Source organism: Streptomyces sp. NPDC047706, from assembly GCF_043204795.1.
GTDB lineage: Bacteria > Actinomycetota > Actinomycetes > Streptomycetales > Streptomycetaceae > Streptomyces.
In genome coordinates this window covers 82,351-96,877 of sequence record NZ_JBIDCW010000006.1, presented here as the reverse complement: position 1 = coordinate 96,877, position 14,527 = coordinate 82,351, and the positions used below count along the sequence as shown (strand labels likewise).

Genomic DNA, 14,527 nt, shown 5'->3' with positions numbered 1-14,527 from the left:
TGACGCTCTCCCGCGTCGACCGCACGGCGGTCGGTCACCCGCACCGGACGACGACCGGCGGGCCGCACAACCCAGGTGGAGGTCCTTCCGGGCGGCTGCTGCAGCCGTGGAGCGGCGGGCAAGGTGCAGCGGTCAGGATGCGCGGCCCCGTCTGCCGGGCCGACACCGGGCGTCCGAGGGCGCTCGGCGACGACCGGTGACAGCTGCCGACGACCGTCGTAGCCGGCGGCAGCCGCAGGTCACCCAAGTGGATCTGCGACACTGGTACAGCCATGCCTAAGCCCGGAGAACTCACATTCGTCGCCCCCCGCGGAGCCAAGAAGCCGCCGCGGCATCTTGCCGATCTCACGCCTGCGGAGCGCAAGGACGCTGTTGCCGAGATCGGTGAGAAGCCGTTCCGTGCCAAGCAGCTCTCGCAGCACTACTTCGCGCGGTACGCGCACGATCCGGAGCAGTGGACCGACATCCCGGCCGGGTCGCGGGGGAGGCTGCGGGAGGCGTTGCTGCCCGAGCTGATGACCGTCGTGCGGCATCTGTCGACGGACGAGGGCACCACCCGTAAGACGCTGTGGCGGCTGTTCGACGGGACGCTCGTGGAGTCGGTGCTGATGCGCTACCCGGACCGGGTGACCATGTGCATCAGCTCGCAGGCGGGCTGCGGGATGAACTGCCCGTTCTGCGCCACCGGGCAGGCCGGGCTCGACCGCAACCTGTCCACCGCCGAGATCGTCCACCAGATCGTGGACGGCATGCGGGCGCTGCGCGACGGCGAGGTGCCCGGCGGGCCCTCGCGGCTGTCGAACATCGTCTTCATGGGCATGGGCGAGCCCCTGGCCAACTACAAGCGCGTCGTCGGTGCCATCCGCGCGCTCACCGACCCCGAGCCGGACGGGCTCGGGCTGTCGCAGCGCGGGATCACCGTCTCGACCGTCGGACTGGTGCCGGCGATCCACCGCTTCGCCGACGAGGGCTTCAAGTGCCGGCTGGCGATCTCGCTGCACGCCCCGGACGACGAGCTGCGCGACACCCTCGTGCCCGTGAACACGCGCTGGAAGGTGCGCGAGGTGCTCGACGCCGGGTTCGACTACGTCCAGAGGTCCGGGCGGCGGCTGTCCATCGAGTACGCGTTGATCCGGGACATCAACGACCAGGCCTGGCGCGGTGACCGGCTCGGCCGGCTGCTCAAGGGCAAGCCCGTGCACGTCAACCTCATCCCGCTGAACCCGACCCCGGGCTCCAAGTGGACCGCGTCCCGGCCCGAGGACGAGAAGGCGTTCGTGGAGGCCATCGCCGCCCATGGTGTACCGGTCACGATCCGGGACACCCGTGGTCAGGAGATCGACGGGGCGTGTGGTCAGCTCGCGGCCACCGAGCGGTAGTCTGACGCCGTACACATCTTCATATTCCGGCAGGGGAGCGCCACAGCGCTGAGAGTGCGGCAGCCATATCTTGGGTGGGCCGCAGACCCTCTGAACCTCGCCCAGGTCATTCTGGGTAGGGAGATCGGTCGTCACTCGAGCTGTTGCGCCCTGCCCGGGAACCCGTTCCAGGTCCCGGGCAGGGCCGCGTCTCTTCCTGGTCACCCAGGAGGAAATCAGTGAGCAACACCAGGAAGTTCACAGCCGTCGTCGTCGGGCTGGGCATGGTCACGCTGTCCGCGTGCGGGGCCTCGGGATCCGGCGGTGAAGGCTCGGACTCCAAGACGGTCACCCTCGTCAGCCACGACTCGTGGGCCGTGTCCAAGAGCGTGATCGCCGCCTTCGAGAAGCAGTCCGGCTACCACATCAAGGTCCTCAAGGACGGCGACGCCGGCCAGGCCGTCAACAAGGCCGTCCTGACCAAGGACAACCCGCAGGGCGACGTCCTCTTCGGCGTCGACAACACCCTGCTGTCCCGCGCGCTCGACAACGGCCTCTTCCAGCCGTACGAGGCGAAGGACGCCGACCTGGTCAAGCCGGAGTACCGGGCCGACCAGGAGCAGCACCGCGTCACCCCCGTCGACACCGGCGACATCTGCGTCAACTACGACAAGGCCTGGTTCGGCGAGCGCAAGCTGGACCCGCCGAAGACCCTCGACGACCTGGCCGACCCGGCGTACAAGAATCTCCTCGTCACCGAGAACGCCGCCACCTCCTCACCCGGCCTCGGCTTCCTGCTCGGCACGGCCGCGAAGTACGGCGATGGGGGCACCTCCCGCTCCAGCGGAGCCGAGAGCGGGGGAGGCTGGGAGGACTACTGGAAGAAGCTCAAGGCCAACGGTGTGAAGGTCGTGGACGGCTGGGAGCAGGCCTACAACGAGGAGTTCTCCGGTTCCGCCAGCGGCAGGAAGGCGGGCGGCGACCGGCCGCTGGTCGTGTCGTACGCCTCCTCGCCCCCCGCCGAGGTCGTCTTCGCCGATCCGAAGCCCAAGACCGCGCCCACCGGCGTGGCCATGGGCACCTGCTTCCGGCAGGTCGAGTACGCCGGGCTGCTGAACAACGCGAAGAACCCCGAGGGCGGCAAGGCGCTGCTCGACTTCATGCTCACCAAGCAGTTCCAGGACGACATGCCGCTGAACATGTTCGTCTACCCGGTGCGCGAGGGGGCCCAGGTGCCCGCGGAGTTCGTGAAGTACGGCCCGCAGGCCGAGGACCCCGGGACCCTGGACCCGGCGAAGATCGCCGAAAACCGTGACGAGTGGGTCAAGTCGTGGACGTCGCTCGTACTCAAGTAGCCGCCAGGGCCCGCGGGAACGCGGCGCGGCTCGGGCTTCTCGCCCTGCCCGTCGCGTTCTTCGCCGTCTTCTTCGCCTATCCCGTCGCCGCGATCGTCGGCCGTGGGCTGAAGGCCGACGGGAGCTGGCAGTTCGGGCGGATCGCCGACGTCCTCGCCCAGTCCGGCATCCGGCACGTCCTGTGGTTCACCACCTGGCAGGCGCTCGCCTCGACCGCGCTGACGCTGCTGATCGCGCTGCCCGGCGCGTATGTGTTCGCCCGCTTCGACTTCCCCGGCAAGCAGGTGCTGCGGGCGGTCGTGACCGTGCCGTTCGTGCTGCCGACCGTCGTGGTCGGCACGGCGTTCCTGGCGCTGGTCGGGCGCGGCGGGCTGCTGGACGACCTCTGGGGCGTACGGCTGGACACCACGGTGTGGGCGATCCTGCTCGCGCACGTCTTTTTCAACTACGCGGTCGTCGTACGCACGGTCGGCGGGCTCTGGGCGCAACTCGACCCACGTCAGGAGGAGGCCGCGCGGATGCTCGGGGCGTCACGTCTGAGCGCCTGGCGGAGCGTCACCCTGCCCGCGCTGGGGCCGGCCGTGGCCGCCGCCGCCCTGATGGTCTTCCTGTTCACCTTCACCTCCTTCGCCGTGGTGCAGATCCTCGGCGGACCCACCTTCTCCACCCTCGAAGTGGAGATCTACCGGCAGACCACGGAGGTCTTCGACCTCGCCACCGCCGCCGTGCTGACGCTGGTCCAGTTCGCCGCGGTGGGCGCGGTGCTCGCCGTGCACGCCTGGACCGTACGGCGGCGGGAGTCCGCGCTGCGGCTGGTGGACGCGTCCGTGACCGCGCGCCGTCCGCGCGGTGCCGGGCAGTGGGCGCTGCTGGCCGGTGTCCTCGCCGTGGTCGCCCTGCTGCTCCTGCTGCCGCTGGCCGTGCTGGTGCAGCGCTCGCTCGACGCCCCCGGGTTCGGCTATTACCGGGCGCTGACCAGCGAGGACGGCGGCACCTTCCTGGTCCCGCCGATCGACGCGATCGGCAACTCGCTGTCGTACGCCGTGGCCGCCACCGCGATCGCCGTACTGGTCGGCGGGCTCGCTGCGGTGGCGCTGACCCGGCGGGACGCGGGGCGGTTCGTGCGCGGTTTCGACGCGCTGCTGATGCTGCCGCTGGGCGTGTCCGCGGTGACGGTCGGTTTCGGGTTCCTGATCGCCCTCGACGAGCCGCCGCTGGATCTGCGCGCCTCGTGGATTCTGGTACCCCTCGCGCAGGCGCTGGTCGGGGTGCCCTTCGTCGTGCGGACCATGCTGCCGGTGCTGCGGGCGGTGGACCTACGGCTGCGTGAGGCGGCGGCGGTGCTCGGGGCGTCGCCGTGGCGTGCCTGGCGCGAGGTGGACCTGCCGATGGTGCGGCGGGCGCTGCTGATCGCGGCCGGGTTCGCCTTCGCCGTGTCACTGGGGGAGTTCGGGGCGACCGTGTTCATCGCGCGCCCTGACAACCCGACGCTGCCGGTCGCCGTGGCGCGGCTGCTGGCGCGGCCCGGCGATCTCAACTACGGGCAGGCGATGGCCCTTTCGACGATTCTGATGGTGGTGTGCGCGGTGGCGCTGCTGGTGCTGGAGCGGCTGCGGACCGACCGGACGGGGGAGTTCTGATGCTGCTCGGCCTGGAGGAGGCGACCGTACGGTTCGGTGGGCGGCCCGTCCTCGACGGTGTCGGCCTGGAGGTCGCCGAGCACGAGGTGGTGTGCGTGCTGGGCCCCAGCGGAAGCGGCAAGTCGACGCTGCTGCGGGCCGTGGCGGGGCTGCAGCCCCTCGACTCCGGGCGGGTCCTGCTCGACGGACGCGACCAGGCCGGCGTGCCCGCGCACCGACGCGGCGTCGGGCTGATGTTCCAGGACCATCAGCTCTTCCCGCAGCGGGACGTGGGCGGCAACGTGGCCTTCGGGCTCCGGATGCGCGGGGCACCGAAGGCACAGCAGCGGGAACGTGTACGGGAGTTGCTGGAGCTGGTCGGGCTGCCCGGTGCCGCACCCCGCGCGGTGGCCGCCCTGTCCGGCGGGGAGCAGCAGCGGGTGGCACTCGCCCGGGCGCTGGCGCCGCGGCCCCGGCTGCTGATGCTGGACGAGCCGCTCGGACAGCTGGACCGCTCGCTGCGCGAACGGCTCGTCGTGGAACTGCGGGAGCTGTTCGGCCGGTTGGGGACGACCGTGCTCGCGGTGACGCACGACCAGGGTGAGGCCTTCGCGCTGGCCGACCGTGTGGTGGTCATGCGGGACGGGCGGATCGCCCAGTCCGGTACGCCGCTTCAGGTCTGGCAGCGGCCCGCGGACGCGTTCGTGGCGCGCTTCCTGGGCTTCGGCAACGTGGCCGGCGCGACGGTGAGCGCGCAGGCCGCGGACACGGCGTGGGGGAAGCTGCCGGTGCCCGAGGGCGCGGAACAGGGGGCACGGACGGTGCTCGTACGGCCGGCCGGTGTGCTCCTGGCCGCCCCGGAAGCCGGGCTGCGGTGCAAGGTGGCCGCGCGGACGTTCAAGGGCACCCATGTCGCCGTACATCTGCAACCGGTGGACGGGGCGCCGCGGTTGGAGGCGGCGTGCGCGCTGCGGGACGCACCCGGGGTGGGGGAGATCGTGGGCGTCGAGTTCGACGCGGCGGAAATCGTGGTGCTCGGCGCTCCGGATGATCGTAAGGTGCGGGCATGACGCGACTCGCACATGACCGGTACTGCGACGAAGTCGCCCATCAGGTGGGCCTGTTGCGGTCCGTCGTGACCTCCGGGGCCGATCTTGCGGCCACCGTACCGACCTGCCCCGACTGGACCCTGGAGCAGCTCGTCCGGCACATGGGCCAGGCCCTGCGCTGGGTGGAGCTGCTCGTGCGCACCCGCTCCGAGGTGGAGATCCCGGAGGACCAGGTGCCGGGCGCCGAGGGACCCGCGGCGTACGGGGACGCGGCCGCGCTGGAGGCCTGGCTGGCGGAGAGCGGCGAGATGGCCGTGGACACGCTCCGCAAGGCGGGCCCGGACGCCCCCGTGTGGGGGTGGGCAGGGGAGCCCGACGCCGGGTTCTGGGCCCGCCGGATGACCCACGAGATCACCGTCCATCGGGCCGACGCCGCACTGGCCGCCGGCCTGCCCTACGAGGTCGCGCCCGACGTGGCCGCCGACGCGATCGACGAATGGCTTCAGATCGTGGAGTTCGTGCAGCGGACGATGCCGCACGACTCGGCGCGGGAACTGCGCGGGCCGGGGAGAAGCATCCATCTGCACGCGACCGACACGGGGCCGGAGCTCCAGGCCGAGTGGCTCGTCGAGCTGACCGAGGAGGTGCTGGTCTGGCGGCGCGGCCACGAGAAGGCCACGGTGGTGCTGCGCGGGCCGCTCACCTCGGTGCTGCTGGCCTTCTACCGGCGGCTGCCGCTGGACAGTGCGGAGGTGGAGGTACTCGGGGAGCGGGAGCTGCTGGAGTTCTGGCTCGAGCGGGCGACGTTCGGCTGAGGGACCGGCCCGGTGCGACGGCGGACGGCCCGCCCCTGGTGAAGGGGGACGGGCCACCGTCGTGCGCGTCGTGCGCGAGGGGTCAGCGGTCGCGGTCGGCCCCACGGCGGCGCATGCCGAGGAACACGGCACCGCCTCCAAGGACGACCAGGGCCGCCGCGATGCCGGCGATCAAGCCGGTGCTGGATTCGGCGCCGGTCTCGGCGAGGTTGGAGTCGCCGACGGCGGGGGAGGGGGCGCTGCTCGGGGCGTCCGCGGGCGGGTTGCTGCCGTCCTCGGAGGGCGTCGGGGCGGGCGTGCCGGACTCGGCCGGGGTCGAGGGCGCACCCGACGGCTCGGGCGCCGTCTTTGACGGGGCCGGGGCCGGCGTCGAGGTGTCCTCGGTGGTGCAGGCCGTGGCCGGGGCGACCAGGTTCGGCTCGATGTCCTCGTCGACCTGGCTGCCGGCCCTGACGCGGACGCGGTATTCCGCGTTCGGCTTCCAGTCCTCGGCGAAGGTGATCTTGACGCCCGCGCGCGAGCCCTTGACCTTCCGGGAGCCGACGAGGCGCTCGTCGGCGCCCTTGTTCTCCAGGTAGACCGACACGATGGCCGGGGTCCCGGAGGGGTCCTTGTCGGTGACCGTGATGACACCCTTGGTGCCCTCGCACTCCGCCGCGGCGGAGAACTCACTGATGTCGCGGGCGAGCGCGTTGCCCGCCGCGCCGAGCGCGAGCACGGCGGAAGCGGCGGTGACACCGAGGATGCGCACGGAAAGGCGTGCGTTACGGTGATGTATGGACACGTTTGTCCTTCATGGGATGCGCGAATTGCGGGGGGTTGAGGGGGAGATGAGGCGCCGGCGCCGGCCGGTCCCACCGCCCCCACGAGGCTCATAGGTCTATTGGCGCGCGACGAGTAGTGTCAATCCGTCGGCCGGTCCCAGCCGTTGGCTTTGCCCTCTTGTTAACCACCCAGGCGTTTCAACGCCTCCGGTGCCTCCTCGATCCGGTCGACCAGGGCGACGCGCGCCTCCATCGACCGCTTTCGGGCCAGCGCCCGCAGCAGCGGCCTGGCCGGGAGCCGCTCCGTCCGCTCGCGGTTCACCAGGACCATGGGGGCGGGCTCGCCGCGGGACTCGTAGTAGTTCGGGGTCGCGTTGTCGAATATCTCCTGCACGGTGCCGGCGGCGCCCGGCACGTCGCCGTCGGCCGTCGTCTGCTGGGACCAGGCGTAGGACAGGGCGTCCGGTGTCCCCTCGTATCCCTGCGCCAGGCCCTCGAACAGCTCGTCAGGGGTGGAGACGAAGCCGCGGTAGGGGTCGAAGGGCAGGTCCGGTACCGGCGGGAAGACCATGGCGCCGGCGGCGGCTATCCGGTGGCCGCGGTGCCGGCCATGGGGCAGCCGAGGAAGACGGCGCCGGTGACCTCGACGCGGAGCAGGGCGTCCGTACGGGCAGTCAGATCGACGGCCTGGACGCGGAATCGGGCGAGCGTGCCCTGGGTGGCGACGACCCCGTCGAACGCGGCCAGGGATTCGATCTCACGGTCGTGCGAGGCGGTGTGGCCGGCGTGGGCGGGTGGTGGGGAGTGCACCCGCCCATGCTAGGGGCGCGTGTGGCTCAGCCCTCGATGACCGCCGGGTCCATCCACACGACCTCCCAGGTGTGGCCGTCCAGGTCGTCGAAGCCACGCCCGTACATGAAGCCGTGGTCCTGGGGCTCCCCGGAGGCTGAGCCGCCGGCCGCGATCGCGTTGTCCACCAGCTCGTCGACCTTCTCGCGGCTCTCCGCGCTCAGGCACAGCAGCACCTGGCTGGACTTCGTCGCGTCCACGATCTCCTTCTTCGTGAACTCCGCGTACTTCTGCCGGGTGAGCAGCATGGCCACGATCGTGTCGCTGATCACGACCGACGCGGTGGAGTCGTCGCTGAACTGGGCGTTGATCGAGTAGCCGAGCCGTGTGAAGAACTTCTTCGAGGCGTCGAGGTCGTTCACGGGCAGGTTCACGAAGATCATCTGCTGGTACATCTGTGGTCTCTCCCATCGGTGTCGTGCCGTTCGGTGGGATAGACCCGGGGCCGCCGCGGAACTCATCGCCGGCCGGTGATTTTTCTCGGACGGGTTTTCAGCGGCGTCCCGGCCGCCGTCTCAGCGGGTCAACGGCTGCGCGGCGAGCGCGGCGACCGCCAGGGTCAGCGGGGTGAACACGGCGACCAGGGCGGCGGCGCGGAGGCCGGCTGCGGCGCGCAGCATGGTCGTGGGGGCGCCGAGGCGGAGCAGGGCGGCGGTGGTGTCGGCGCGGGCGTGCTTGGCCTCCACGGCGGCGGTGAGCAGGGTGGCGAGGGTGCACCCGGCGACGAGGAGCGCTCCGAGGGTGGTGAGGGGACCGAAGGTCGGGCCGTCGGGCTTCTGCAGGGCGGCCATGGCGTACGCGGCGGACGCGACCGCGCAGACGATGCCCAGAGGACGGCCGATACGCCAGGACTCCTCCATCAGGACCCGGCCGGCGAGCAGGCGCAGGGCGCCGGGCCGGACGCTCTGCAGGAGGTGGCCGCAGACGTGGGTGAGTCCGGGCCCGGCCAGGGCGAGCCCGACGGCGGTGAGGAGCCAGCCGAGCAGGACGCCCACGGGCCCGCTGGTCAGGCCGCCGGGCATGTCGGTCGTGGCCGTGGCATGACCGGCGTAGGCCTCCACGGCGAGGCCTGCGGCGAGGGTGGAGACACCCCACGGGAGGGCCGCGGTGGGGTTGGGCCGCCTGCCCGGCGAGGCGGAGGTGCCGGGCGGCCAGGCCAGGGTGCCGGCCGGGTCGTCCGGAGCCTGTGGGGCGTCGCCGCTGCGCGGCACGGGAGCACCGGCCGCGCGGAGACGCTGCTCGGCGGGGGCCTGTGGGGCGGCGTCCGCCGGTGCGGGGGCCGTGCGCTGCTGCTCGTGGCCCGCGGCCCGGCGCAGATGTGCGCCGAAACGCCCGTACGCGCCGAACGTCTCCCGCATCGCCCCGGTCCCGTACGCCCCGAAGCGGCCGAACGCCTTCCGCGCGCCGCCCGGCCCCGCGGGCCGCGCCTCGCGCGGGCGCAGCACCAGGGCCACCGCCAGCGACGCGGCGGCCGGGACCAGGGCGAGCAGGGTCAGGGCGCCCGGCACCGGCAGAGGCCGGTCCGCGGCCAGGAACTGGGCTCCCGCTCCGTCGAAGGGCATCCCCGTGATGGTGCCGCGCAGGTGGAGGAAGAGGAGCAGGGCCAGCATCGAGCCGAGGGCCGTGGACAGGGCCGTCGTGGTGGCCGAGATGGTCATCAGGCGGGCCGGGCCCAGCCCGATCGCCGACAGGCCGGGACGGGGGCGGGTACCGGGGTCGGTGCGGGCGACGGCGACGGCGAACTGGACCGTGGCGGCCAGCGGGACCGAACACCAGGCGAGGCGGAGCGCGGCGGCGGGAGGGTCGTCCGGGTGGCCCAGCGCGTAACCGAGGGTGCACAGCAGAAGGAGGCCCGTGCCGGCCGAGGCCGCCGCGACGAGCAGGCGGCGCAGCTGGACGGCCGGGTGGGCGCTGCGGGTCAGGCGGAGAGCGAGCACGCGGCCCGGCCTTCCGACTCGGAGACCGGCGGCAGGTGCACGGTGGTGACGCACCGCCCGTCCAGGAGGGAGACCGTGCGGTCGGCGAGGGCCGCGGTCGTCGGGTCGTGGGTGGCCAGCACCACCGTGATCCCGTGCGAGCGGGCCGCCGTGGTGAGGGTGCGCAGCACGTGCCCGCGGTCGGCGTGGTGCAGCGGGGCGGTGGGCTCGTCGGCGAACAGGACCGTCGGCGCGGGGGCCAGCGCGCGGGCGATGCACACCCGCTGCCGCTCCGCCTGACGCAGCTGGTGCGGGCGTTTGCGGGCGTAGTCGCCGACGTCGAGCCGGTCCAGCCACTCCCGGGCGACCGTCTTGGCGCGGCGCCGGCTGGTGCCGCGCAGCATCAGCGGCAGCGCGGCGTTCTCCCAGACGTTCAGCTCCGGTACGAGGACGGGGGCGGGGTCGATCCAGCCGAACCGGTCGCGGCGCAGCCGTTCCCGGGCGACGGGGCCCATGGTGTGCACGGGGACGCTGTTGAACCAGACCTCGCCGTCCCGGGGGCGCAGCAGGCCCGACAGACAGGCCAGCAGCGTGCTCTTGCCGCTGCCGCGCGGGCCGGTGACGGCGAGGATCTCCGCCTCCCGGACGCCCAGCGAGACACCGCTGAGCGCGGGGGAGCCGTCGCGGTGCTGGAAGTGCAGGGCGCGTGCCCAGAGGACGTCGTTGTCCGGCGGAGCCACCATGGGCGTACACCTCAGTTCGGATCCGTATGTGCCTGCCAGGTCCCTCGTGCGGGGGAACGAAGGCTGGGCCGATCGGTCACTGGGCACGCTAGGCAGCGGCCACCGGGCTCCCGGACAGCACACGGCCCCGGGCCGCCGTTCTCACTCGAACGGACGGCGCCGGGGCCGTGGCCGATCATCCCGATCTTCCCGAAGGAAGATCATCACGTCGGCCGATCAGAGCTTCGTCCACGCCTCCGTCAGCGTGGCCCGCAGGATCTGCTCGATCTCGTCGAAGGTTGCCTGGTCGGAGATCAGCGGCGGGGCGAGCTGGACGACCGGGTCGCCGCGGTCGTCGGCACGGCAGTACAGGCCGTTGTCGAACAGGGCCTTGGAGAGGAAGCCGTACAGGACGCGCTCGGTCTCCTCGTCGTTGAAGGACTCCTTGGTCGCCTTGTCCTTCACCAGCTCGATGCCGTAGAAGAAGCCGTTGCCGCGGACGTCGCCGACGATCGGCAGGTCGTGCAGCTTCCGCAGGGTCTGCAGGAAGGCGCCCTCGTTGTCGAGCACGTGCTGGGTGAGGTTCTCGCGCTCGAACAGCTCGAGGTTGGCGAGGCCGACGGCCGCGGAGACCGGGTGACCGCCGAAGGTGTAGCCGTGCAGGAACGTGTTGTCGCCCTTGTAGAAGGGCTCGGCGAGACGGTCGGAGATGATGCACGCGCCGATCGGGGAGTAGCCCGAGGTCATGCCCTTGGCGCAGGTGATCATGTCCGGTACGTAGCCGAACTTGTCGCAGGCGAAGATCGTGCCGAGGCGGCCGAAGGCGCAGATGACCTCGTCCGAGACGAGCAGCACGTCGTACTGGTCGCAGATCTCGCGCACCCGCTGGAAGTAGCCGGGCGGCGGCGGGAAGCAGCCGCCGGCGTTCTGCACCGGCTCCAGGAAGACGGCGGCGACCGTCTCCGGGCCCTCGAAGAGGATCTGCTGCTCGATCTGGTCGGCGGCCCAGCGGCCGAAGGCCTCGGGGTCGTCGCCGTGGACCGGGGCGCGGTAGATGTTGGTGTTCGGGACCTTGTGCGCGCCCGGGACGAGCGGCTCGAAGGGGGCCTTCAGGGCGGGCAGGCCGGTGATGGACAGGGCGCCCTGCGGGGTGCCGTGGTAGGCGACCGCACGCGAGATGACCTTGTACTTGGTCGGCCGGCCCTGGAGCTTCCAGTACTGCTTGGCGAGCTTCCAGGCGGTCTCGACGGCCTCGCCGCCGCCGGTGGTGAAGAAGACCTTGTTCAGGTCGCCCGGCGCGTAGTCGGCGAGGCGCTCGGCCAGCTCGACGGCCTTGGGGTGGGCGTAGGACCAGACCGGGAAGAACGCCAGCTCCTGGGCCTGCTTGAAGGCGGTCTCGGCGAGCTCGACGCGGCCGTGACCGGCCTGGACCACGAACAGACCCGCCAGACCGTCGAGGTAGCGCCTGCCCTTGTCGTCGTAGATGTAGGTGCCCTCACCGCGCACGATCGTCGGAACGGGAGAGTTCTCGTACGAGGACATCCGGGTGAAGTGCATCCACAGGTGGTCGTACGCGGATTTGCTGAGGTCCTTGGTACTCACGGTTATCGGGTTCCCCACATGTAGGTCTGCTTCTTGAGCTTGAGGTAGACGAAGCTCTCGGTGGAGCGAACGCCGGGCAGGGCCCGGATGCGTTTGTTGATGACGTCCAGCAGCTGGTCGTCGTCCTCGCAGACGATTTCGGCGAGGATGTCGAACGAGCCCGCGGTCATCACCACGTACTCGACTTCCGGCATGCCGGTCAGCGCGTCGGCCACGGACTCCGTGTCGCCCTCGACGTTGATCCCGACCATCGCCTGCCTGCGGAAGCCCACGGTGAGCGGGTCCGTGACGGCGACGATCTGCATCACGCCCTGGTCGAGCAATTTCTGGACGCGCTGGCGCACGGCCGCCTCGGACAGGCCGACGGCCTTGCCGATCGCGGCGTACGGCCGCCGGCCGTCCTCCTGGAGCTGCTCGATGATCGCGAGGGAGACGGCGTCCAGCTGAGGGCTGCCGTTCCTGGACTCGCGGGAGGACTCACGGAAGGGCTCGCGGAGGTCCCGCGAGTTCCTCTGGTCTGCGCTTCGACTGGCCACGGCCACACTGTGCACGACGTCTCGACAGTTCCGCAAGGCCGCAGCGATGAAATTCGTTGTCTATGCGTTCGAATCTTGCGGATATCGCAGATCTGGCGCGCCAGGGGGTGTTGAAACCGTGGGACTAGCGATTAGGGTGGGTGTCTCAGTGATTGGACACCCGAACTTGGAGGGCCGGCAGTGAGCACCGAGCTGCGTCGTCTGCGCAACTACATCGACGGAGAGTTCCGGGACGCCGCCGACGGACGGACCACCGAGGTGGTGAACCCCGCGACCGGCGAGGCGTACGCCACCGCGCCGCTGTCCGGGCAGGCCGACGTCGACGCCGCGATGGCCGCCGCGGAGGCCGCGTTCCCGTCGTGGCGGGACACGACCCCGGCGGAGCGGCAGAAGGCCCTTCTGAAGATCGCGGACGCGTTCGAGTCGCGTGCCGAGGAGCTGATCGCGGCCGAGGTGGAGAACACGGGCAAGCCCACCGGGCTGACCCGCTCCGAGGAGATCCCTCCCATGGTCGACCAGATCCGCTTCTTCGCGGGCGCGGCCCGCATGCTGGAAGGCCGCTCCGCCGGCGAGTACATGGACGGGCTCACCTCGATCGTCCGCCGCGAGCCGGTCGGCGTCTGCGCCCAGGTCGCGCCGTGGAACTACCCGATGATGATGGCCGTGTGGAAGTTCGCGCCGGCGATCGCGGCGGGCAACACCGTGGTGCTGAAGCCGTCGGACACCACCCCCGCCTCCACCGTCCTGATCGCGGAGATCCTCGGGGAGATCCTTCCCAAGGGCGTCTTCAACGTCATCTGCGGTGACCGCGACACCGGCCGCATGATGGTCGAGCACCCGACCCCGGCCATGGCCTCCATCACCGGCTCGGTGCGCGCCGGCATGTCGGTGGCCGAATCCGCCGCCAAGGACGTCAAGCGGGTCCACCTGGAGCTGGGCGGCAAGGCGCCGGTCGTCGTCTTCGAGGACACCGACATCGCCAAGGCCGTCGAGGACATCTCCGTCGCGGGCTTCTTCAACGCCGGGCAGGACTGCACGGCGGCCACCCGCGTGCTGGTCCACGAGGCGATCCACGACGAGTTCGTCGAGGCCCTCGCCAAGGCAGCCGCCGAGACCAAGACCGGCGAGCCGGACGACGAGGACGTGCTGTACGGCCCGCTGAACAACCCCAACCAGCTCAAGCAGGTCACCGGCTTCATCGAGCGGCTGCCCGCGCACGCCAAGGTCGAGGCCGGCGGTCACCAGGTCGGCGACAAGGGCTACTTCTACGCCCCGACCGTCGTCTCGGGCCTGAATCAGGACGACGAGATCGTGCAGAACGAGGTCTTCGGCCCGGTCATCACCGTCCAGTCCTTCCGTGACGAGGACCAGGCCGTCGAGTACGCCAACGGCGTCGAGTACGCCCTCGCCTCGTCCGTCTGGACCAAGGACCACGGCCGCGCGATGCGCATGTCCAAGAAGCTCGACTTCGGCTGTGTGTGGATCAACACCCACATCCCGCTGGTCGCCGAGATGCCGCACGGCGGCTTCAAGAAGTCCGGCTACGGCAAGGACCTGTCGGCGTACGGCTTCGACGACTACACGCGGATCAAGCACGTGATGACGTCGCTGGACGCGTAGCGCTCCGCGCGGGGGCCGTGCCGGAAGGCGTTGCCCGCGCGTGGTGTCCCAGAGCTCGGCCCCGGACGGAGGACGGACCGTCCGGGGCCGTGGTGCGTCCGGCGGGGATGGCCCGGTGGGGTGGGGTTGTCCGGTGGGGTTGGCCGGGCTGGGGTTGTCCGGTGGGGTTGGCCCGGCGGGGGTTGGCCCGATGGGGATGGCCCGGCGAGAGTTGGCCCGGTCGGGTGTGTGCGGCGGGGTGTGTCCCGTACGGGAGGTACAGCGCGGGTGCGCGGGTGTCCCGGGGTGATCGACAAGGTGTCCGCGCTGCGCGGAGGGGCTC

The 14,527-nt window shown here is 71.4% G+C and carries 12 protein-coding genes, 1 pseudogene and 1 riboswitch; of the genes and pseudogenes, 6 read left to right on the top strand and 7 right to left on the bottom strand.

The features are described 5' to 3' along the window. The first annotated feature begins 272 nt into the window (after positions 1–272). The 5 genes from rlmN to ACGF8A_RS09170 all read left to right on the top strand — a co-directional run bounded on the left by rlmN (position 273) and on the right by ACGF8A_RS09170 (position 6,196). Positions 273–1,379, top strand: a complete 1,107-nt coding sequence (gene rlmN / locus ACGF8A_RS09190) for a 23S rRNA (adenine(2503)-C(2))-methyltransferase RlmN (RefSeq protein ID WP_393105873.1) — start codon at positions 273–275, stop codon at positions 1,377–1,379. 21 nt (positions 1,380–1,400) lie between these two features. After that, positions 1,401–1,519: riboswitch (TPP riboswitch) on the top strand. Between the two features lie 123 nt (positions 1,520–1,642). Continuing rightward, positions 1,643–2,713 carry a thiamine ABC transporter substrate binding subunit gene (locus tag ACGF8A_RS09185; RefSeq protein ID WP_393106242.1) on the top strand — a complete coding sequence of 357 codons (1,071 nt, stop codon included), beginning with the start codon at positions 1,643–1,645 and terminating at the stop codon, positions 2,711–2,713. After that, complete coding sequence (locus ACGF8A_RS09180) at positions 2,689–4,353, top strand: ABC transporter permease (RefSeq protein WP_393105871.1); 1,665 nt, start codon at positions 2,689–2,691, stop codon at positions 4,351–4,353. The genes ACGF8A_RS09185 and ACGF8A_RS09180 overlap by 25 nt, the downstream gene beginning before the upstream one ends. Further along, positions 4,353–5,402, top strand: a complete 1,050-nt coding sequence (locus ACGF8A_RS09175; protein WP_393105869.1) for an ABC transporter ATP-binding protein — start codon at positions 4,353–4,355, stop codon at positions 5,400–5,402. The genes ACGF8A_RS09180 and ACGF8A_RS09175 overlap by 1 nt, the downstream gene beginning before the upstream one ends. Continuing rightward, on the top strand, positions 5,399–6,196 hold the full coding sequence (locus ACGF8A_RS09170) for a maleylpyruvate isomerase family mycothiol-dependent enzyme (protein ID WP_393105867.1): 798 nt from the start codon (positions 5,399–5,401) through the stop codon (positions 6,194–6,196). The genes ACGF8A_RS09175 and ACGF8A_RS09170 overlap by 4 nt, the downstream gene beginning before the upstream one ends. A gap of 82 nt (positions 6,197–6,278) precedes the next feature. On the opposite strand, the gene ACGF8A_RS09165 is transcribed toward ACGF8A_RS09170, so the two are convergent. From ACGF8A_RS09165 to ACGF8A_RS09135, 7 genes and pseudogenes are all read right to left on the bottom strand, one after another. After that, a complete protein-coding gene (locus tag ACGF8A_RS09165; protein ID WP_393105865.1) occupies positions 6,279–6,980 on the bottom strand; it encodes an LAETG motif-containing sortase-dependent surface protein in 702 nt (233 codons plus the stop codon). Positions 6,981–7,141: 161 nt separating this feature from the next. Beyond that, positions 7,142–7,770, bottom strand: a pseudogene (locus ACGF8A_RS09160) (hypothetical protein). A 26-nt stretch (positions 7,771–7,796) separates the two neighbouring features. Then, positions 7,797–8,204: a VOC family protein gene (locus ACGF8A_RS09155; RefSeq protein WP_393105863.1), complete on the bottom strand. Its 408-nt coding sequence runs from the start codon at positions 8,202–8,204 to the stop codon at positions 7,797–7,799. 120 nt (positions 8,205–8,324) lie between these two features. Beyond that, a complete protein-coding gene (locus ACGF8A_RS09150) occupies positions 8,325–9,746 on the bottom strand; it encodes a hypothetical protein (protein WP_393105861.1) in 1,422 nt (473 codons plus the stop codon). Further along, on the bottom strand, positions 9,728–10,468 hold the full coding sequence (locus ACGF8A_RS09145) for an ABC transporter ATP-binding protein (RefSeq protein ID WP_393105859.1): 741 nt from the start codon (positions 10,466–10,468) through the stop codon (positions 9,728–9,730). The genes ACGF8A_RS09150 and ACGF8A_RS09145 overlap by 19 nt, the downstream gene beginning before the upstream one ends. Before the next feature lie 216 nt (positions 10,469–10,684). Then, positions 10,685–12,049, bottom strand: a complete 1,365-nt coding sequence (locus ACGF8A_RS09140; RefSeq protein ID WP_393105857.1) for an aspartate aminotransferase family protein — start codon at positions 12,047–12,049, stop codon at positions 10,685–10,687. 2 nt (positions 12,050–12,051) lie between these two features. Then, entirely contained in the window at positions 12,052–12,600 is a 549-nt protein-coding gene (locus tag ACGF8A_RS09135; protein WP_393105855.1) for an Lrp/AsnC family transcriptional regulator, read from the bottom strand. A gap of 165 nt (positions 12,601–12,765) precedes the next feature. Between ACGF8A_RS09135 and ACGF8A_RS09130 the strand changes: the two genes are divergently transcribed. Beyond that, positions 12,766–14,205: a gamma-aminobutyraldehyde dehydrogenase gene (locus ACGF8A_RS09130; protein WP_393105852.1), complete on the top strand. Its 1,440-nt coding sequence runs from the start codon at positions 12,766–12,768 to the stop codon at positions 14,203–14,205. Positions 14,206–14,527: the final 322 nt, after the last annotated feature.

Bases quoted from the DNA above. Each gene is read 5' to 3' on its own strand.
- rlmN (WP_393105873.1), top strand. From the start codon at position 273: ATGCCTAAGCCCGGAGAACTCACATTCGTCGCCCCCCGCGGAGCCAAG.
- ACGF8A_RS09170 (WP_393105867.1), top strand. From the start codon at position 5,399: ATGACGCGACTCGCACATGACCGGTACTGCGACGAAGTCGCCCATCAG.
- ACGF8A_RS09155 (WP_393105863.1), bottom strand. From the start codon at position 8,204: ATGTACCAGCAGATGATCTTCGTGAACCTGCCCGTGAACGACCTCGAC.
- ACGF8A_RS09145 (WP_393105859.1), bottom strand. From the start codon at position 10,468: ATGGTGGCTCCGCCGGACAACGACGTCCTCTGGGCACGCGCCCTGCAC.
- ACGF8A_RS09175 (WP_393105869.1), top strand. From the start codon at position 4,353: ATGCTGCTCGGCCTGGAGGAGGCGACCGTACGGTTCGGTGGGCGGCCC.
- ACGF8A_RS09185 (WP_393106242.1), top strand. From the start codon at position 1,643: ATGGTCACGCTGTCCGCGTGCGGGGCCTCGGGATCCGGCGGTGAAGGC.